Origin of the sequence: Clostridioides sp. ZZV14-6154 (genome assembly GCF_020657785.1) — a bacterium.
Taxonomy (GTDB): domain Bacteria; phylum Bacillota; class Clostridia; order Peptostreptococcales; family Peptostreptococcaceae; genus Clostridioides.
In genome coordinates, this window is sequence record NZ_JAGWCY010000005.1 from 94,256 (window position 1) to 115,193 (window position 20,938).

The window sequence follows — 20,938 nt, forward strand, 5'->3', positions numbered from 1 at the left end:
TCCTCCCAATATTTATTTTCTAATATTTCCATAAGAATTATAAGTTGTAGTTTGTTTATCAGCTGGTTTTATAAAATTAATCATTTTTTTCGTAAAAATAAGTTCTTTCTTTATCAGAGAATCATTTGATTCTTGTTGATTTTTAGCTAAAGCAATAATGTGCTTTAAGTCTGTATATATTTCTTTTAAATATTCATCATTACTATTTTCAACAACTTCACTCATTGAAATATCATCATTAAAAAGTTGTCTTCTCTTTATCTCTATAGATGCAAGTTCTCTACTAATATCTTCTAGCTCAGTATTTAACCTATTTAAATTTTCTATATCTTTTACAACTATATAATCAAATTGTTCTTTTAATAATTCCATCATATTATTAAGTATCTTTTTTTCTTCATATATTATAACTTTTAAGTCTGTAATCATGACTTTATCCTCGCATATCCTCTATCATTTTTTTCGCAATTTCTTCTGGTTTTATTTTGTAAGTTCCATTTTCCAATGCATTTTTTATTTCATCGATTTTTTTATTTCTAATAGTCTCATCACTCATATTTGATACACTTGCCATTTCCTTTGCAAATTTAGATAGCTCTATCTTGTCTGTTTTACTAGTTTTTTGAACTTCTTCCACTTTTTTTACACCTGATGTATTCTTTAAATAATTATTCACTACAATATTTGAACTTACATTTTTAATATCCATAGTTTCACCTCCAAAATTACATACTTATAATTTAGTTATCGCTCAGAAAACAAAAACATTTATATGATTTAAACATATTTTAAATTTTTTATAAAAATATCCCCTTAGCTAAACTCATACAGAATAGCCTAAAGGGATACTATTTAAAATGCTAATTTATATCTGAATCTTCTATTTTAGATAATCTTACAGATAATTTCTCATTTGTAATAATGCTTTCTCCATAAGCAAACAATCTATCATTTGCATATATATCTAATTTTTCATCCACATTCTTATTTAGTTTTATTATAGAGCCTTCTTTTAAATCTAATATATTTTTTATTGTTTCTGTTGTGTTTCCTATAGAAACAGCTACGTTTACTTTTGCATTAAAAACATTTTGATTTTCTTCTATAACACCAGTCTTTTCTTCTATTAGTTGCCCAAAATTCAATTCATATATATCCTCTTTTTTGCTATTCATAAAATTTTTCTCCTTGTATAACCTTATCTATACATATCTATCAACAAGCCTTGTATCATATCAACAGTAGAAACAATATCTATGTTTTCTTTTTCTTCACTAAGTAACTTACTAGTCATATCCTCAAGTTTATTGTCAACAATCTTTACATTCTTATAATACTGATGCTCCCAAAAGCTACTATTTTTATCAAGTGAATACATGTTATCTACAACAGATTTTAGGTATTCTTTTACTGCATTTTTATATATACTAATATCGCCATAGTTTTGAGTAAGTACAAGCCTTTCCCCTGCCTTTTTTACACTTTCCAGATTTCGTTTTATATCTTCTATTGAAGAAGATTGTTTTACAGAGTTTAAGTTATCATAAAATTTATTATTTTCTTTCAGTTTCTTAACCTCTATATTTCTACTTGGACTTATGTTTAGTTTATCTATATTTATACCCATAATAAAGCCTACCCTCTATAATATTTCATAACCTTAGGAATATAATTTTGTGTTTCTTTTGGCATTTTATACAAGTCAGAAATTGATTCTACCCCTCTACTTTTCATCCTTCCAGGACCACCATTATATGCCATTAATCCCATTTCTATGCTCCCTCCAAACATATCAATATATTCCTTAATGTGTCTAGTTCCAGCATCTATATTTTGCTCTATATTAAAAGGGTCTGTAACACCCAAATCTCTGCAATTTTCTGGCATAAGTTGCATAAGACCCTTCGCACCAGCAGAAGATACAGTATTTGGATTAAAATCCGATTCAACTTTAATTATTGCTTTTATAAGATTCGCATCCACATTATATTTTTTTGATGCTTGCTCTACAGCATTTTCAATTCTTGACTTTACATTTTTATCTTTTGTATCAACGTCTATAAACCTACTAGCTGTATTATTTACTACATTATCAAGCTCGTTAAATAAATTTTCAGAATTAGACAATAAATTATATCCATTAGAAGTCTGTTGATTATTTTGTGACAATGCTTTTAACAATGTCATCATAATCATATCAAATCCAGATGAATTATTATATGTACAGTTACACTGATTTGTAGTGTTGCTACCAGATAATTGAGTCAATGCCAATATATTAATTAATGAACTTATCTCATTCAATATAAAACTCCCCTTTCTAAATTTTATAAACATCCAATCTAAACTGATAGAACAGATTTCCACCAATATTCATGCTCTATATACCATTTAACTGTTTCTTTTATACCTGAATCAAAATCATATTTTGCCTTCCAACCTAACTCATTCTCTATTTTAGATGGATCAATAGCATATCTTAAATCATGACCAGGTCTATCATTTACATAGGATATTAAATCCTCAGATTTACCTAAAAGATTTAATATAGTTTTTACTACTTCTATATTACTTCTTTCATTATGACCACCTATATTATAAACCTCACCTATATTACCTTTATGTATTATTAAATCTATAGCAGTACAATGGTCGTATACATGTAACCAATCTCTTACATTTTCTCCATTACCATACACTGGCAAATCTTTATCTTCTAAGGCATTTAAAATCATAATAGGTATTAATTTTTCAGGGAAATGATATGGTCCATAATTATTTGAACATCTAGATATGGTTGTTGGCAAGCCATATGTTCTATAGTAAGAGTTCACCAATAAATCTGCTGATGCTTTAGAGGCTGAATAAGGAGAACTTGGATTGATAGTAGATTGTTCTGTAAAAAATAAATCCTTTCTATCAATTGGTAAATCACCATAGACTTCATCTGTAGAAATCTGATGATACCTTTTTACTCCATATTTCATAGATGCATCTAGAAGCACTTGAGTTCCTATAATATTTGTTTGGATAAATAATTGTGGATTTTCAACTGACCGATCCACATGAGATTCAGCAGCAAAGTTAACAACCATATCAAATTTTTCTTCTTCAAATAAATTATATACCTGTTCTCTATCTGAAATATCTCCCTTAACAAATTTATAATTGGGCTTGTCTTGTATTTCTCTTAATGTTTCCAAGTTACCAGCATAAGTCAACAAGTCTAGATTAACAATAAAATAATCTACATACTTATTAAGCATATAATGTACAAAATTACTTCCAATAAATCCTGCTCCTCCAGTTATTAGTATTTTTTTCATATTTTTCTCCTAAATGTTAATTCTAATAAATTTTATTAACGTTCTATACAAATATCTTTAAAACTTTTTTGTTTTTTGTCCTTTGCTGATAGGAATAGTTCTTCAATTCCTTGTAAAGGCCACTCAATCGATATTTGCTTATCATTCCATATAAAACCACTCTCAAATTCTGGGTAATAATAATTTGTACACTTATAACTAAATACTGCTTTTTCTGATAAAACTAAAAATCCATGTGCAAATCCTTCTGGAATATAAAATTGCTTTTTATTTTTATCAGACAGTATTATTCCTTCCCACGCTCCAAATGTTTGTGAATCTTTTCTTAGGTCAACTGCAACATCGAAAACTTCTCCCTCTGTAACTCTGACTAATTTTCCTTGAGGATATTTAGTTTGAAAATGCATTCCTCTTAAAACACCTTTTCTCGAGCTAGACTCATTATCTTGAATAAAACACATATCAAGACCCTGCTCCATAAAATCCTTCTTATTGTAACTTTCCATAAAATATCCTCTTTCATCACAAAACGCATTTGGTTCGACTATATATAATCCGTCTATTTTTGTCTTTATAAAATTAAATTTTCCCATTATAACAAACTCCCTTAATAAAATTTATAATAAATTTTATTTACCATAATTACATATCTTCACTAGCCAAATTTAATAGATATTGACCATACTCAGTTTTTATCAGTGGTTTGGCTAATTTCATTAATTGTTCTCTACTTATGTATCCTTTTGTATATGCAATCTCTTCTAAACATGCTATGTACAATCCTTGTCTTGTTTGAACCACTTCGACATAGTTAGAAGCATCTAATAGACCTTTATGTGTACCAGTATCAAGCCAAGCCATACCTCTTCCTAGAAGTTCTACCTTTAATTTTCCTCTTCTTAAATATTCATTATTTATCGAAGTTATTTCTAATTCACCTCTATCTGATGGTTCAACAAGCTTTGCTATTTCTACAACATCATTGTCATAAAAGTATAACCCTGGTATAGCATAATTAGATTTAGGTATTTTAGGTTTTTCTTCTATTGATAAAACATTAAAATCTTTATCAAATTCTACAACACCAAACGCATTTGGATTACTAACATGATATCCAAATATAGTTGCTCCAGTTCTTTTAACTGCATTCTCTAATCTTTCACTAAATCCATACCCATAAAATATATTATCACCTAATACAAGAGATACACTATCATTTCCTATAAATTCTTCTCCTATTATAAATGCTTCTGCAATCCCATTTGGTTTCTCCTGAGTTGCATATGTTATTTTAAGTCCTAATGAACTTCCATCTCCAAATAATTCCTCAAATGCTGTTATATCTCTTGGTGTGGATATTATTAGTATATCTTGTATCCCTGCCAACATAAGAACTGACATAGGATAATATATCATTGGTTTATCATATATTGGAAGTGTTTGTTTTGATATACATTTTGTTATAGGATATAGTCTTGTTCCAGACCCTCCTGCTAAAATAATTCCCTTCATATTTATTCCATCCTTAAAATTGTTTTTGTCATATTATGATTATCGGATAAATAAAAGAAATATTTATATTTTATGTAATATCTTATTTTATTTTCTACAATCAGTATATTTATTTCCTATCTATGTCATATACTTTTAGATACTCTTCAATAGACTCTTCCCATACTCTAAACGAATTTAATCCTATTAATTTTAACATAAAATTATCTAGTACAGAGTATTGTGGCCTTTGAACCTTACTTTTAAAATCACTACTTTTAATTGGATTTACTTTTATATCTATATTTTTTAATTCAAATATCTTTTTAGCAAAATCATACCAACTGCATTGCCCTTCACATGTGGCATGATAAACTCCATAATTCTCTGTCTCCATGATTCTTATTATAACCTTTGCTAAGTCTACTGTACTTGTTGGACTTCCAAACTGGTCATTAACCACATTAACTTCTTTGTTTTCTAAAGAAAGTTTTATCATAGTCTTTACAAAATTATTCCCATCACCATATAGCCATGCTGTTCTCAATATAAAGTACTTATGTGAGAATTGTTCCACAAATTTTTCTCCCATAAGTTTACTTTTTCCATACACAGAATTAGGTTCAGTTTTATTATCTTCTCTATATGGATATTTAGAAAAACCATTGAATACATAGTCAGTTGATATATGAACAAGTTTAGCATTAACTCTTTCTGATGCGATTGCTAGACTTCTTGCTCCTAATGCGTTTATTTTATATGCAATTTCTATATTATCTTCACATACATCAACCTTCGTGTATGCTGCACAGTTTATAACTACATCAGGTTTGTTATATAAAATAAAATCATCTACATTAATTTGATTAGATATATCCAAATCATCTCTTGTTGTAGCTAATATAGTATATTTTGGTTGATTCATACTTTGATTGATTGATTTTAATTGGTTGACCAATTCTTTTCCTAATTGGCCATTAGACCCTGTTATTAATATTTTCATTAATTATTTTCATCCTCCAGTAAATATTCAATTCCTCTTAATAATTAATTATAACATAGCTTATATTTTGACTTGCGTAGAATATATTTTTATGTAAGTAAAAAAGAGATGTAATATCAAATGATTATCATCATATTATTACATCTCTCTAAGTCTAAATATTTAAAATATATGTTTTAATTACCAATTAATTATCAGAATCCTATCTAAAATACTTAACTCCAGATTCAAATATCTTTTGGTCTTTTTCACCTATGATATTCTTAAATACTTCCCCACCAATTCTCTCAGAATGTCCCATTTTACCAAACACTCTACCATCAGCACTAGTTATACCTTCAACAGCATAGAATGAACCATTTGGATTAAACTCAATATCATAAGTAGCTTCATTATTAAAATCAACATACTGAGTTGCTACTTGTCCATTAGCAATTAATTCTCTCATAACATCTTCACTAGCAACAAATTTACCTTCTCCATGAGAAATTGCTATATTGTGAATATCTCCAACATTAGTTTGAGCTAACCAAGGAGATTTATTAGATGAAATTCTAGTTCTAGCAATCTTAGCTTGATGACGGCCAATATTATTGTAAGTAAGTGTTGGTGCACTTTCACTTGGAACTCTTATTTCTCCATATGGAACTAAACCTAACTTAATTAACACTTGGAATCCATTACAGATACCTAACATTAGACCATCTTTTTGAGTTAAAAACTCATTTATAGCTTCTTGAACTCTAGGGTTTCTAAATACAGTAGCTATAAATTTACCAGAACCATCTGGCTCATCACCAGCACTAAATCCTCCTGGTAACATTATTATTTGAGAAGATTTTATTTCATTCACTATTGTATCTATAGAATCTTCTATGTCTTTATAAGTTAAATTCTTAAATACTCTTATATTTGCATTAGCCCCTGCTCTTTCAAATGCTCTTGCAGAATCGTATTCACAGTTTGTTCCAGGGAATGCTGGTATAAATACTCTTGGAGTAGCTATACTTAATGATGATTTTTTAGCCTCTCCTTGTGATATATAGCTTATAGTCTCTATTTTTGATTTTACTTCTTCTGTTTTAGTTGGGAATATAGGCTCTAAAGTACTACAATGCGCTTTATATAATTCATCTAATAAAAGTTCTTCGCCTTTAATGAATATACTAGCATCTTTAACTGTACTTCCAAGCACTATGTAATTATATTCATCTAACATGCTCAAATCATCATTTGCTAATTCAAGTACTATATTTCCATAACTAGCTTCAAATAATTTATCATCTGTACATACTTTTTCAGCTTCTTCACTAAACTTAAATCCTATTTTGTTACCAAAAGCCATTTTACTTATTGCTTCTCCCACACCTGCAAATCCTAATGCATATGTTGATAAAACTTTATTTCCATGTATAAGTTCTCTTACTTTATCTAAGTTTTTCTTTAATTCTTCAAAGTCTATAACATCATTTTCTGATTTATTTACACATAACATTACTACTTTTGAATCTGCTTTTTTAAATTCTGGAGATACTACTTTCTTAGCGTCTACTGTATCAACAGCAAATGAAACTAATGTTGGTGGAACTTCAATGTCCTTAAATGTACCAGACATACTGTCTTTCCCACCTATAGCAGGTATCTCAAACTTACTTTGTGCATAAAATGCTCCTAAAAGTGCTGAGAATGGTTTACCCCATTTTTCTGGATTGTTACCAAGTTTTTCAAAGTATTCTTGGAATGTAAGTCTTGTTGTGCTGTAATTTCCTCCAATAGCAACTAATTTACATACAGATTCTACTACTGCATATAAAGCTCCATGGAATGGACTCCATTTTCCTACTTTTGGATTATATCCATAAGTCATTATTGTAGAAGTATTAGTCTCTCCACCAAGAACTGGTATCTTAGCAACCATACCTTGAGTTGGAGTAGCTTGGTACTTTCCACCAAATGGCATAAGTACTGTATTACCACCAATTGTATTATCAAACATCTCTACTAATCCTTTTTGAGAACAAACGTTAAGGTCTGATAATACTTTTGTAAATTTATCTTTCATACTTGCAGATTTAACATCTTTTACTATTTCATTAGAAGCAAAGAATGTATTTTCTTCATCTACTTTAGCAACATGAACATCAGTAGTTTGTTTTACTCCATTTGTATCCAAAAACTCTCTATTTATATCAACAATTGCCTTTCCATTCCAGAACATTCTTAAATATCCTGTGTCAGTTACTGTAGCTACATGTGTAGCTTCTAAGTTTTCTTCTACAGCTAATTGTATAAATTTATCTTTATTTTCTTTTTTTATAGCTACTGCCATACGCTCTTGTGATTCTGATATTGAAAGTTCTGTTCCATCAAGTCCATCGTATTTTTTAGGAACTAAGTCTAAATTTATATCTAAACTATCAGCAATCTCACCTATAGCAACACAAACTCCACCTGCTCCAAAGTCATTACATCTTTTTATCATTTGAGCAACTTCTTTATTTCTAAAGAATCTTTGTATTTTTCTTTCGTTAGGAGCATCACCTTTTTGAACTTCCGCACTACAAGTTAATATTGACTCTTCACTATGTTCTTTAGATGAACCAGTTGCACCTCCACAGCCATCTCTTCCTGTTTTTCCTCCAAGAAGAACTATTACATCTCCTGCTTCAGGTCTTTCTCTTACTACATTTTCTTTTGGTGCTGCTGCTATAACCGCACCTATTTCCATTCTCTTTGCAACAAAGTTTTCGTCATATACTTCTGCAACTTGTCCAGTTGTAAGACCTATTTGGTTACCATATGAGCTATATCCATGAGCTGCTTCTGTAGTTATTTTTCTTTGCATAAGCTTTCCAGGTAAAGTGTCCTCTAAAGTTGTTCTTGGGTCAGCACTTCCTGTAACACGCATTGCTTGATAAACATAGCTTCTTCCTGATAATGGGTCTCTTATAGCTCCACCTAAACAAGTAGCTGCTCCACCAAATGGCTCTATTTCAGTTGGATGGTTATGAGTTTCATTTTTAAACATTACTAAATATTTTTCCATCTTTCCATCAACTTCAACATCTACATTTATACTACATGCATTTATTTCTTCACTTTCGTCTAAATCATTTAACTTACCATTTTTCTTTAATTCTTTTACTGCAACTGTAGCTATATCCATTAAGCATATATCTTTGTGTCTGTTTACATATACATTGTCTCTTGAGTTAAGATACATTTGATACGCTTCTTTTACTATATCATTAAACTTACCATCTTCTATTTTTACATTTTCTATTTCAGTCATAAAAGTAGTATGTCTACAATGATCAGACCAATAAGTATCTAAAACTTTTATTTCTGTTATAGTTGGGTTTCTCTTTTCTGTATCTTTAAAGTATTTTTGAACATGTTGTAAGTCTCCTAAAGTCATTGCTAACCCTTTGTCACTTACAAATGATTTTAATCCATCTTCATTTAAATCTATAAATCCATCTAATATTTCAACTGATGTTGGTATCTCAGTTTCCATTTTTAATGTTTCTGGTTTTTCTAAAGATGCTTCTCTACTATCCACTGGATTTATGCAGTAATCTTTTATTTTGCTAAATTCTTCATCAGTTATTTTACCTGATAATATATAAACCTTTGCTGTATTGATAGCAGGTCTTATACCTTGATTTACTATTTGGACACATTGAGCTGCCCAGTCACCCCTTTGGTCATATTGACCAGGTAGAAATTCTATTGCAAATACTCTTTGTCCATTTAATTCTGGTATTTCCTCATAGTATACTACATCTAGATTTGGCTCAGAAAAGATTGTCTTTGCTGCATTTTCGTAAACATCTTCTGATATTCCTTCTACATCATATCTATTTAATATTCTTAAATCTTCTATACTACTTATGTGTAAACTTTCCACTAAATCCTTTTTTAAAGCTTTAGCCTCAAGGTCAAAACCTTCTCTTTTTTCAACTAGTACTCTTCTAACCATTGAGTCTTTATTTTCAGTATTCAACATACCTTATCCTCCATTTTAGAAAAATTATCTTCCTATGTCTGTTCTATAGTGCATCCCTTCAAAGTTTACTTTCTTTATATTTTCATAAACTTTTTCTGCTGCATCCTTAACTGTAGTTGATTTTGCAGTTATACCAATTACTCTTCCTCCATTAGTAACTAAATTACCATCAAGCATCTTAGTACCACTGTGGAATACTACTATATCATCATCCAAATTTTCAAGACCAGTTATAACTTTTCCTTTTTCATAACTGTCTGGATACCCTCCTGATGTAAGCATAACACATACAGCTTCATCATCACTATAATTTATTTCTATGTCTTTTAACTTGTTGTCAAGTATAGCTTCCATTATTTCATGTAAATCTGTTTCTAATCTAAATAAAACAGATTGTGTTTCAGGGTCTCCAAATCTTACATTATATTCAAGTACTTTCTCTCCATCATCAGTTATCATAAGACCAACAAATAAAATACCTTTAAAGTTAAGTCCATCTTTTTTGAATCCTTCCAATGTTTTTTCTAGTACTGTTTCTTTTACTTTATTTGCTAATTCTTCTGTATAGATTTCACTAGGTGAAAAAGTTCCCATTCCACCTGTGTTCGGTCCTTGTTCATAATTGTTTACCTTTTTATGGTCTTTTGCACTTGCCATAGGAACTATTGTATCATTGTCTACAAATGCCAAGATGGAAGTTTCTATACCTTTTAAAAATTCTTCAATTACTATTTTATCTCCAGCAGTTCCAAATTTCTTATCTGACATCATTTCTTTTAAAGTTGCTATAGCATCTTCTCTATTTTCAGGTATTACAACACCTTTTCCAGCAGCTAATCCGTCCGCTTTTATTACTACTGGATACCCAAAGCTATCTATTTCTGATATAGCTTCTTCTAAGTTTGTATATTCTTTATATTTTGCAGTAGGTATGTTATGCTTTATCATAAAATCTTTTGAAAAAGCTTTACTTCCTTCAAGTTGAGCACATTTTTTATTAGGTCCAAATACTCTTAAACCTTCTTTTTCAAATTCATCTACTATTCCCATAACTAGTGGTACTTCTGGACCTACTATTGTTAGACCTATGTTGTTATCCTTGGCAAACTTTAAAAGTCCTTCTACATCAGTATCACCTATATTTACACATTCTGCTACATTTGCGATTCCTGCATTACCTGGCGCACAATAAACTTTTTCTACATTTTTTTCATTGCTTAATTTCCAGCATATAGCATGTTCTCTTCCGCCACCGCCTACAACCAATATCTTCATAATATCCTCCTTAGTGTTTGAAGTGTCTTATTCCTGTAAATACCATAACCATATCATACTTATCACAAGCTTCTATTGAATCTTTATCTTTTATAGAGCCACCTGGCTGAACTACTGCTGATATTCCATATTCATGAGCTAATGTTACACAATCATCAAATGGGAAAAATGCATCTGATGCTAAAACAGCTCCTGTAAAATCTTTATCTTTATTGTTTTCAAGAGCATTTTTTAATGCCCAAATTCTTGATGTTTGTCCACAACCTAAAGCTAGAGTTTGACCATTTTTTACTATTGCAATTGCATTTGATTTCATGTTTTTTACTACTCTCATACCAAATTCCATATCTTTAAGTTGTTCATCTGTTGGTTTTGCTTTTGTTACATTTTCGCTTTTTTCTGCTAATATATTGTTTCTATCTTGTATCAATAAATTTCCATCTAAGTATTTCATTTCATATGGTTGTAAACTATTTTCTATCTTAGCTAATTTTAAGATTCTTAGGTTTTTCTTTTGTTTAAGTATCTCTAATGCCTCTGGTTCAAAATCATATGCTACTACTATTTCTAAGAATATTTCATTTAATTTCTCTGCTGTAGATTTGTCTATAGTAGAAGTTATTCCTACTATTCCACCAAAGATTGATACCTTGTCTGCTTCATAACATTTTGTATATGCTTCAAAAGCATCTTTTCCTAATCCTACACCACATGAATTAGCATGTTTTATAGCTACTGAAACTACTTCTTCACTATCTTTAAATTCTCTCATAACTTCTAAGCAACCATGTAAATCATTTAAGTTGTTGAAAGAAAGTTCTTTACCACCTAGTTGTTCATAATTTAAGATTGGATTTTTTGCATTTGATTGTGAATATAAGAAACCATTTTGATGTGGATTTTCTCCATATCTTAAAGTTTGTTCTTTTTGGAAAGTTAAATTTAATATGTCAGGATATGTATCTCCTACTTCTCCAGCAAAATAGCTAGATATTAAAGCATCATATCTTCCTGTAGTTGAGAAAGCTTTATATGATAATTTTTTTCTATCTTCTAATGTCATTGTGTCTGTTTTTAATTTTTCTATTATAGAATCATAATCTTTTATATCTACTACTACTATTACATCTTTATAGTTTTTAGCAGCAGAACGTATCATAGATGGTCCACCGATATCTATATTTTCTATCATTTCATCGTGGCTTTTTCCAGCTTTTAAAGTTCCTTCAAAATCGTATAGATTTACAGCTACTAAATCTATTGAATGTATTTTATGTTCATTTACAGTTTCTACATGAGATTCTTTGTCTCTTTTGTAAAGTATTCCACCATGTATATATGGATTTAATGTTTTTACTCTTCCATCCAATATTTCTGGGAAGTTTGTAACATCTTCAACTTGCATTACATTAACTCCATTTTCTTTTAATGTCTTAAAAGTATTTCCTGTAGATATAATTTCATAGTCTAGCTTATTTAATTCTTTAGCAAATTCAACTACACCTGTTTTGTCAGTTACACTTATTAAAGCTCTCTTACTCATTTATAAACACTCTCCTACCTTGAAGTTTTAATTTATTTTCACAAAAAAGACTTAAACTCTCTTCCAAAATCCTATGTTCAACTTCTAACACTCTTTGTGCAAGTGTTTTTGCATCATCATCTTGATTTACCTTAACTACATCTTGCATTATTATTGGTCCAGTGTCAGCACCTTCATCCACAAAATGAACTGTAGCACCAGTTACTTTAGCCCCATAATCTATTACTCCCTGATGGACTCTTTCTCCATAGAATCCAGCTCCGCAAAATGAAGGAATTAATGATGGATGTATGTTTATCATTTTGTTTCTAAACTCATTAACCAGCTTTGGGCTGATTATTTTTAAATAACCAGCCAAAACTACTAAATCTATTTTATTTTCTTTAAGAATTTCTATTATCTTGTCTTCATTAGTTTCACAAATTGCCTTTATGTTATGATTTTTAGCTCTCTCTAAACCATAAGCATCTTGCTTACTTGAGATAACTACCTTAACCTGACCTTTTATCTTTCCAGACTCAGTACCATCTATAACTGCTTGTAAATTTGTTCCTCCACCAGATATTAAAACTCCTATATTTAGCATAATTCTACACCTTCATGACTATCTACTACTTCACCAATTATATATGCTTTATCTTCTAATAATTCACTATACTTTTTATCTACATAAGAAGCATTGTCATTTTCTCTATTATTTATAAAGTTTACAACATCGTTGGCATTTTCTTTATCTACTATTAAAACTAGTCCAATACCCATGTTAAAACTCTTATGAAGTTCTCTCTCATCTACAGCATTAAAACCTTCTATCATTTTGAATATAGGAGGTTTCTCCCAAGATTTTTTATTTATATCTAATCCTAATCCTTTAGGTATAACTCTTGTTATATTTTCTATAAGCCCTCCACCAGTTATGTGAGCTATAGCTTTTATATCATGTTTAGCCAATACATCTAAAGCTAACTTAACATATATTTTAGTTGGTGTTAAAAGTGCTTCCCCAACTGTCATTCCTAGTTCTTCTACATATTGTTCCATCTTATAATCATAAGTTTCTAAGAATATCTTTCTTATGAAAGAAAATCCATTACTGTGTACTCCACTTGAAGATATACCAACTAATACATCTCCTGATTTAACATCATTTCCAGAAACAATCTTTTCTTTGTCTGCTATACCTACAGAGAATCCTGCTAAATCATAATCATCATCTCCATACATTCCAGGCATTTCAGCAGTTTCTCCACCAATTAGTGCACAACCAGACATCTTACAGCCGTCTGCTATTCCGCCAACTACTTTTTCTATATGCTCAGGAACTAATTTTCCAAGAGCTATATAATCAAGGAAAAATAATGGCTTAGCACCTTGACATATTAAATCATTTACACACATTGCAACTAAATCTATTCCAACAGTATCATGCTTGTCCATCATTTGAGCTATTTTTAACTTAGTCCCAACACCATCTGTAGATGCAAGCAAAACTGGTTCTTTCATTCCTACAAAATCTTTTAAACTGTATAATCCACTAAAGTTTCCTAAATCTCCAACTACATTTCCATCATAAGTTCCTTTAATTTTCCCTTTTATAAGGTCTACTGCTCTATTTCCTTCATCTATATCTACACCTGATTCTTTATATGTTAACATGAAAGTAGTTCCTCCTTATCAATTTTTTTAACTGGGTATTCTCCATCAAAACAAGCTTTACAGAAAGTAGACTTATGCTCTGCTGCATCTAACATTCCTTCTATATCTAGGAATTTTAAACTATCACATCCAATATATTCTCTCATTTCTTCTACGTTGTTACTTGATGCAATTAACTTAGAGCGATTTGGAGTATCTATTCCATAATAACAAGAGTAAGCGACTGGAGGAGATGTTATTCTAAGATGAATTTCTTTTGCTCCCGCTTCTCTTAAAGATTTTACTAACTGTTTAGATGTAGTTCCTCTTACTATTGAATCATCTACTAAAATTATAGATTTTCCTTTTATTACTGTTGAAAGAGGATTTAATTTTATTTTTACAGCTATCTCTCTTTCCTCTTGTGTAGGTTTTATAAATGTTCTTCCTACATATCTATTTTTAACTAGACCTTCACTTATTTTTAATCCACTAGCATTTGCATAACCAATAGCCCCTGGCCAACCTGAATCAGGAACTGGAACTACTACATCTGCTTTTACATTTTCATCTTGAGCTAATCTTTCCCCACATTTAATTCTGAATTCATATGCATTTACATTATCTATAGTTGCATCATTTCTTGCAAAGTATATGTGTTCAAATATACAACTTTTCTTAACTGGTTTATAATTTTCTGAATAAAAATATGATTTTAATTCACCATCTTTAACTACTATTATTTCTCCTGGCTCTACATCTCTTACAACTTCTCCGCCAAGTATGTCTATTGCACAATTTTCTGATGCAAATATATATTCATCACCCTTTTTACCAAGTACAAGAGGTCTAAATCCATGTGGGTCTCTAACTGCAACCAATTCATCTTGACTCATTATTACAAGAGCATATGCACCTTTGATATAGTCCATTGTTACTTTTAAACTTTCTACTATATCACCTTTGTAATATCTTGCAAGTATATATAAAATTACTTCTGTATCTGAATTAGTTTGGAACATATATCCATCTTCTTCTAGCATATCTTTTAAATAATTTGCATTTACTAGATTTCCATTATGAGCTATAGCTAATTGTCTTTTTCTGCAACTTCCAACTAAAGGCTGACAGTTAGAAACATGACTTCCTCCAGCTGTTGAATATCTAACATGTCCAATACCTATATTTCCTTTTAACTTAGATAATTCACTTTCCTTAAAAACATCTCCAACTAATCCCATATCTTTTTTGTACTTAATTTCTCCATCATCTAAAAGAGCTAAACCACAGCTTTCCTGCCCTCTGTGTTGCATAGAATATAAAGAATAATATAGTTCTTTAGTTACATCTTTATTAGAGTAAATCCCTAAAACTCCACACATACATTTGCCTCCTATTTATTATTCATTCTCGAAAGTACTTCCGTATAACCTTCTACAAGGTCTCCAAGGTCTCTTCTAAATCTGTCTTTGTCTAATTTTTCATTTGTGTTTACATCCCAAAGTCTACAAGTGTCTGGTGATACTTCATCTGCCAATATTATGTTTCCTTCTGAATCTTTACCAAATTCTATTTTAAAGTCAACTAACTTTAGGTTTAATTTTAAGAAGAATGCTTTTAGCAATTCATTTATTTTTAGAGTTTCTTCTCTTAAGAATTTTAATTCTTCTCTAGTTGCTAATTTCATTGCCACTGCATAATCGTCATTTAGCATTGGGTCACCATAATCATCATTTTTATAGCTTATTTCAAAGATTGGCTCATCGAAAACTACACCTTCTTCAAGACCAACTCTTTTGCAAATAGAACCAGCAGCGATATTTCTTACTATCACTTCTAATGGTAAAATTTCTACTTTCTTAACTAACATTTCTCTATCCGATAAACTTTTTATAAAGTGTGTATTTATATTATTTTCTTTTAACATTTCAAAGATTATTGTTGATATCTTATTATTTAGTATACCTTTTGAAGATATTTCTGCTTTTTTTTCTCCATTAAATGCTGTTGCATCATCTTTATAATAAACAACATATTCATTTTCATTATCTGTAGAATATACTTGTTTTGCTTTTCCTTCATATAATAACATTTCTGTTACCCCCTTAAATTCTTGTCGTCTTCTAGCACCTTTTGTGCCATTTCTTCTCTATATGATTTCAAATCTTCTTTTAATTTTGGGTATTTTAGAGTCATTATTTGTAATGCCAATAAAGCTGCATTTAAACCTAAATCTATTGTAACTGTTGCAACTGGTATTCCTTTTGGCATTTGAACTATTGATAAAAGTGAGTCTAATCCATCCATAGTTGATGATTTAATAGGCAATCCTATTACTGGAATTAGAGTTTGTGAAGCTATTACACCTGGTAGATGTGCTGCTTTTCCTGCTGCTGCTATTATTACATCTGTATCATCTTCTATTTCTCTTAGGAATATTGAAAGTTGTTCTGGTGTTCTATGAGCAGATAATGCTCTTGCTACAACTTCTATTCCGTATTTTTCAAGCAGTTTTATCCCTTCTTCTAATTTTGGATAATCTGATTTTGAACCCATAACTACTGCTACTTTCATTAGACTTCCCCTCTCCGTTTATAAGTTATTTTAAACTTTAAATCATTCGCATTATTATACGAATTATACATCTTAAATTTTATATTAATATACATATATTATCAACTCTTTTTTGAAATTTTTTAAAAAAAATATTCCTTGTATTTTTTTTATTCGTCCCATCGCGAACTTTATTTACTTTTTTTGATACCTAACAAAATTACTTTTCATTTATTTATTATTTTTTGATAAATAAATATATTTTATATAATTTAGAGTAAACTTACATAATATTTTTTAAATTATAATATTCATAATTCAGTAAGATACTCACTTCTATAAGATATTTAAATTAAAATCTATACTAAAAAAGGAAGTTGATTATCATAAATCATCTTCCTTATTCATGGATATACAATTTTATAGTTGTTGACTTACAAAATATCTAGTTTTTAATTTTATTTTACCAATCAATTTATATCTTATTAATAGTTAAATATCTTTAAATAATTTTTTGTACAATAATGGTATTTCTTGATAATCCAAAATTATAAAGTCAGGTTTATAAACCAACTCCTCTACCCTATGTTTCCTATGATTCATCCAGATACTCTTCCATCCAGCTTTTTTAGAACCTACTACATCATTTTTGTAAGAGTCACCTACATAATATGTATTTGCCTTATCTAAATTCATAAATTTCTCAGCCAATCTAAAAATATTAATATCTGGCTTAGAAAAACCAACTTCACTAGAAATAAAAATATTCTCTTCATCAACCCACTTTTCAATATTTAATTGCTTTAATTTCATTCTTTGATGAGAAGATGGTCCATTAGTTATAATTCCCATATTAATATTTTTTTCTTTAGCAAAATTTAAAACTTGCTCCATTTCTGGTATTAAAGTTATTTGTGATTGCTGATATATATACTCATCTTGAAAATTTTGAGCATCTTTTTCTGTAATGGCATTTCCTAATTCTTCAAAAGCTTTCATTATTCTATACACATGCATTTTTTCAATTGGCATCTCTCCACTCTCAGTCAAATGAAATACCTCATCACTATACTTTCTGCTACTTATATATAAATCCTTAACAGAAACATTCTTTATTGAAGAAAACACTTTATCATATGCAATATAAAAAGGTGTTAACTGATTGTATAAAGTATCATCTACATCAAAAATTAAATTAATCAAAATATTAGTCCTCCAAAATTTAATAGTGGTAAATATAATTATAACTATAAATACCTAGTATAACAATACTTACCACTATAAGTCCTATTATTTATTTAAAATTCTAGTAGTTACACCCTTTAGATTATAACATTCTGCATAATCACGTAAAGGACGCTTAATATGGTCTACAACAAATCTTTGACCATCAATGTTATTTTTGCTTAAATTACTATAAAGCACTTCTATCTCTCTTTTAACATCATCATTATTGAATGTATAGTGACCTGCAATATCTAATATCTCATTAGATAGTACTTCATCCTTAAATATTTCTTCAGTAGTTAAACTTTTTTGTTCTCCCATTACCCATTTTCTCCAACGTCCACATTCAATAGCATCTACAAGAAGAACATGTCTAATATTTGAAGTTTTTTCAATTAATCCTTCTTCCTTTAGTTTTCTTTCAACTTCTGCTAGCTTTAAGTATGCTCTAGTCTCTTCAGTACCATATTGAGGAGCAACATTTGTCGCAATAATTTGAGATGGTATATGCTCTAATAAAGTCACATCATCCAAATAATCTCCATTATGTTCTTTTAAACCAACTCCATACTTTTTAGCCATTTGAGCTAAATCATAAGCATTCTTAAAATTAAAAGTTCCTACTTGTTCTGTTTTTCTAGTTAGAGTCCCTGTCTGACCAACTATAAATGTTGGCATTGGTAAATCTCTCTTTTCAAGTTCAACTTTTAATCTAGTTATAAATGTTTCATATGTCTCAGTTGAAGTTAATCCTCCATTTGTTTCCTCTGTCCCAACTTCATATCCTATCTCTGGAAAATTAAGTCTTTTTCTTTCTTTTTCGCAATATTCAATTAATTCTACAGTTCGTTCTAAGACTATATCCAATGGAATCACTTTCCCCATTTCAAATGGATCTTTTGTAGGGTCAATCATTAGTAAATCAAAACCTGCCTCAATATCAGCTAAATAAGATTTTTTTCCTAATTCCATAGCTTTGTCAACAGGTAAATGGTCATTTCTTTCTTTATCTCTTTGCCATGGCCCTCCATGGTCTCTGCATAAGTAATATAAACCATCAAATCCAACTTTATCAGCTATTCTCTTAATATCTCTTGTGAAAGTTTCTTGATTCCAACCATTTACATAGCCTCCACCTAGCTCATCTGCATCTACTTGATTTCTACTGGCAATAAACATTAAAGGAAAATCATCATCTTTCGCTAATTCAAAACTCGCTTGTAACAAATTAGGTGACATAGGACCAATCCCTAAAAGTGTTGCACTTTTCCCCTCTTCTTGTAAGTCTAGTAATCGTTGTACGACAGTTTTTATTGGTAATTTTTTCATTACTATATCTCCTTTTATTCTATTTTTTAAGATGTTTTTAAAGATATTTTTAATAAAATCTTCAATAAAAACATCTTTATGTTATATGTAAAATAAATCAAACTTTATTGAAAAGTATCTTTTATTTTCTTAATTAATGCATCAGATTTTTTAATAATGTCAGACACACTCATTCTTACTACTTTCTTTCCTTTAAAACGCTCCATATTTCTAATCTCAACATCGTTAGTTAATATCACACAGGCTGCTTCTTCAATTTCCTTAGGTGACAACTCATTATCTATTCCAGAACTTCCTTGAGTTTCAACCTTTATTTCTATTCCAAATTTTTTTGCTGATAATTCAAGTGATTCAGCTGACATATAAGTATGTGCTACTCCACTAGGGCAAGATGTTACTGCTACAATTTTCATATCTTCATCTCCTTTAAGTTTATAGTTCTACATGCTTTTTTTAAAATTTTATATAAGCTAATTTATTATTTCATATATCTATAATTCTTCGAATATCAATTCAATAGAATCATCTATATCTTCTTCAATTTCTTCATCTTCCTTTACATTTTTCTTTACTAATTTCATCAAGATTGCGACAACAACTGCTCCAGTTAGTACAGATGCTATATAACCCAACCTGTTATCAACAACTGGAAGTACTATCAAGCCTCCCCAAGGAGCATGATTTAAACATCCTAATAAAAAAGCCATAATGTTTCCAATAATTGAACCAGCCATAATACAAGGAATTACTCTAACAGGGTCCGCTGTTGCAAATGGAATAGCTCCTTCCGTGATTCCAACACACCCCATTAGAAGTGATGCTTTTCCTGAATCTCTTTCTTCTTTACTAAATTTTTTTGGGAATAATAATGTTGCTAACCCTAATCCAATTGGAGGTATACAAATCGCAACGCCAACCCCTCCCATTAAGTATGGAAGTGTATCAACTTGTGTTTGAGCAAAAGTCGCAGCAACTTTATTTATAGGGCCACCCATATCAGAAGCTATCATTCCTCCCAAAATACCCCCTAAAGGAATCTTTGAAACACCAGACATTCCATTTAGCCAGTTCGTCATCCATGCCATAAAAGAAGCTATAGGTTCTCCAATTAAAAATACAATTATGCCACCTGTAATCAATGTACCAAGCAAAGGATAAATAAATATGGAACCTAGAGTTCTCATTGTAGGAGCTAATTTTATTTTCTTTAGTTGTAAGACAACAAATCCTGCTATAAATCCTGCTATAATACCACCTATAAAACCAGCATTTACTTCTTTTGCTAAATATGCACCTATCATACCTGGTGCTAGCCCTGGTTTATCTGCCATACTAAATGCTATATATCCACCTAATATTGGGATAAACAAAGCTAGACCTGCAGCACCAATTTGATTTAGTTTAGCTAACCATCCAGTTTCAGGAACAGCAGCTTGCCCACTTAATGTTACTGACAAAGCAAATAATATTCCCCCAGCAACTACAAATGGAATCATATATGATGTTGCTGTCATAAGATGTTTTTGTAAAAACTTTAAAATCCTCAC

General features: G+C 30.0%; 21 protein-coding genes. All 21 read right to left on the reverse strand.

The features are described 5' to 3' along the window. Positions 1–12: 12 nt before the first annotated feature. The 21 genes from KGF45_RS12290 to KGF45_RS12390 all read right to left on the reverse strand — a co-directional run bounded on the left by KGF45_RS12290 (position 13) and on the right by KGF45_RS12390 (position 20,938). Positions 13–429 (reverse strand): flagellar protein FlgN, encoded by a 417-nt coding sequence (locus KGF45_RS12290; protein ID WP_227842643.1) that lies wholly within the window; start codon positions 427–429, stop codon positions 13–15. A 4-nt stretch (positions 430–433) separates the two neighbouring features. Beyond that, on the reverse strand, positions 434–709 hold the full coding sequence (flgM, locus tag KGF45_RS12295) for a flagellar biosynthesis anti-sigma factor FlgM (RefSeq protein ID WP_227839316.1): 276 nt from the start codon (positions 707–709) through the stop codon (positions 434–436). 151 nt (positions 710–860) lie between these two features. After that, the gene (locus KGF45_RS12300) at positions 861–1,175 is read right to left on the reverse strand and encodes a FliM/FliN family flagellar motor switch protein (protein WP_227834892.1); all 315 of its coding nucleotides are present in this window, start codon (positions 1,173–1,175) and stop codon (positions 861–863) included. A 23-nt stretch (positions 1,176–1,198) separates the two neighbouring features. Next, a complete protein-coding gene (locus KGF45_RS12305) occupies positions 1,199–1,627 on the reverse strand; it encodes a YaaR family protein (RefSeq protein ID WP_227842644.1) in 429 nt (142 codons plus the stop codon). Positions 1,628–1,635: 8 nt separating this feature from the next. After that, on the reverse strand, positions 1,636–2,304 hold the full coding sequence (locus tag KGF45_RS12310; protein WP_227842645.1) for a lytic transglycosylase domain-containing protein: 669 nt from the start codon (positions 2,302–2,304) through the stop codon (positions 1,636–1,638). Between the two features lie 38 nt (positions 2,305–2,342). Continuing rightward, positions 2,343–3,326, reverse strand: coding sequence for a dTDP-glucose 4,6-dehydratase (gene rfbB, locus KGF45_RS12315; RefSeq protein ID WP_227842646.1), 984 nt, complete (start codon positions 3,324–3,326; stop codon positions 2,343–2,345). 35 nt (positions 3,327–3,361) lie between these two features. Beyond that, on the reverse strand, positions 3,362–3,919 hold the full coding sequence (gene rfbC / locus KGF45_RS12320) for a dTDP-4-dehydrorhamnose 3,5-epimerase (RefSeq protein WP_227842647.1): 558 nt from the start codon (positions 3,917–3,919) through the stop codon (positions 3,362–3,364). 49 nt (positions 3,920–3,968) lie between these two features. Continuing rightward, on the reverse strand, positions 3,969–4,838 hold the full coding sequence (gene rfbA, locus KGF45_RS12325) for a glucose-1-phosphate thymidylyltransferase RfbA (RefSeq protein ID WP_227839321.1): 870 nt from the start codon (positions 4,836–4,838) through the stop codon (positions 3,969–3,971). Between the two features lie 109 nt (positions 4,839–4,947). Then, positions 4,948–5,820, reverse strand: a complete 873-nt coding sequence (gene rfbD, locus KGF45_RS12330) for a dTDP-4-dehydrorhamnose reductase (protein WP_227827798.1) — start codon at positions 5,818–5,820, stop codon at positions 4,948–4,950. 202 nt (positions 5,821–6,022) lie between these two features. Next, entirely contained in the window at positions 6,023–9,829 is a 3,807-nt protein-coding gene (locus KGF45_RS12335) for a phosphoribosylformylglycinamidine synthase (protein WP_227842648.1), read from the reverse strand. 24 nt (positions 9,830–9,853) lie between these two features. Further along, positions 9,854–11,104: a phosphoribosylamine--glycine ligase gene (purD, locus tag KGF45_RS12340; protein ID WP_227827800.1), complete on the reverse strand. Its 1,251-nt coding sequence runs from the start codon at positions 11,102–11,104 to the stop codon at positions 9,854–9,856. A gap of 10 nt (positions 11,105–11,114) precedes the next feature. Next, positions 11,115–12,647: a bifunctional phosphoribosylaminoimidazolecarboxamide formyltransferase/IMP cyclohydrolase gene (gene purH / locus KGF45_RS12345; RefSeq protein ID WP_227842649.1), complete on the reverse strand. Its 1,533-nt coding sequence runs from the start codon at positions 12,645–12,647 to the stop codon at positions 11,115–11,117. Further along, the gene (gene purN, locus KGF45_RS12350; RefSeq protein ID WP_227842650.1) at positions 12,640–13,233 is read right to left on the reverse strand and encodes a phosphoribosylglycinamide formyltransferase; all 594 of its coding nucleotides are present in this window, start codon (positions 13,231–13,233) and stop codon (positions 12,640–12,642) included. Before purN ends, purH begins: the two co-directional genes overlap by 8 nt. After that, positions 13,227–14,303, reverse strand: a complete 1,077-nt coding sequence (purM, locus tag KGF45_RS12355; protein WP_227839325.1) for a phosphoribosylformylglycinamidine cyclo-ligase — start codon at positions 14,301–14,303, stop codon at positions 13,227–13,229. Before purM ends, purN begins: the two co-directional genes overlap by 7 nt. Next, positions 14,297–15,664, reverse strand: coding sequence for an amidophosphoribosyltransferase (gene purF, locus KGF45_RS12360; protein ID WP_227827803.1), 1,368 nt, complete (start codon positions 15,662–15,664; stop codon positions 14,297–14,299). The genes purM and purF overlap by 7 nt, the downstream gene beginning before the upstream one ends. A gap of 11 nt (positions 15,665–15,675) precedes the next feature. After that, a complete protein-coding gene (purC, locus tag KGF45_RS12365) occupies positions 15,676–16,374 on the reverse strand; it encodes a phosphoribosylaminoimidazolesuccinocarboxamide synthase (protein WP_227452069.1) in 699 nt (232 codons plus the stop codon). A 5-nt stretch (positions 16,375–16,379) separates the two neighbouring features. After that, the gene (purE, locus tag KGF45_RS12370; protein ID WP_227827804.1) at positions 16,380–16,856 is read right to left on the reverse strand and encodes a 5-(carboxyamino)imidazole ribonucleotide mutase; all 477 of its coding nucleotides are present in this window, start codon (positions 16,854–16,856) and stop codon (positions 16,380–16,382) included. Between the two features lie 471 nt (positions 16,857–17,327). Continuing rightward, positions 17,328–18,038 carry an HAD family hydrolase gene (locus KGF45_RS12375; protein WP_227827805.1) on the reverse strand — a complete coding sequence of 237 codons (711 nt, stop codon included), beginning with the start codon at positions 18,036–18,038 and terminating at the stop codon, positions 17,328–17,330. 87 nt (positions 18,039–18,125) lie between these two features. Further along, on the reverse strand, positions 18,126–19,391 hold the full coding sequence (locus KGF45_RS12380; RefSeq protein WP_227827806.1) for a class II D-tagatose-bisphosphate aldolase non-catalytic subunit: 1,266 nt from the start codon (positions 19,389–19,391) through the stop codon (positions 18,126–18,128). A 104-nt stretch (positions 19,392–19,495) separates the two neighbouring features. Then, positions 19,496–19,804, reverse strand: a complete 309-nt coding sequence (locus tag KGF45_RS12385) for a PTS fructose-like transporter subunit IIB (protein ID WP_227827807.1) — start codon at positions 19,802–19,804, stop codon at positions 19,496–19,498. A 78-nt stretch (positions 19,805–19,882) separates the two neighbouring features. After that, the gene (locus KGF45_RS12390; RefSeq protein WP_227827808.1) at positions 19,883–20,938 is read right to left on the reverse strand and encodes a PTS fructose transporter subunit EIIC; all 1,056 of its coding nucleotides are present in this window, start codon (positions 20,936–20,938) and stop codon (positions 19,883–19,885) included.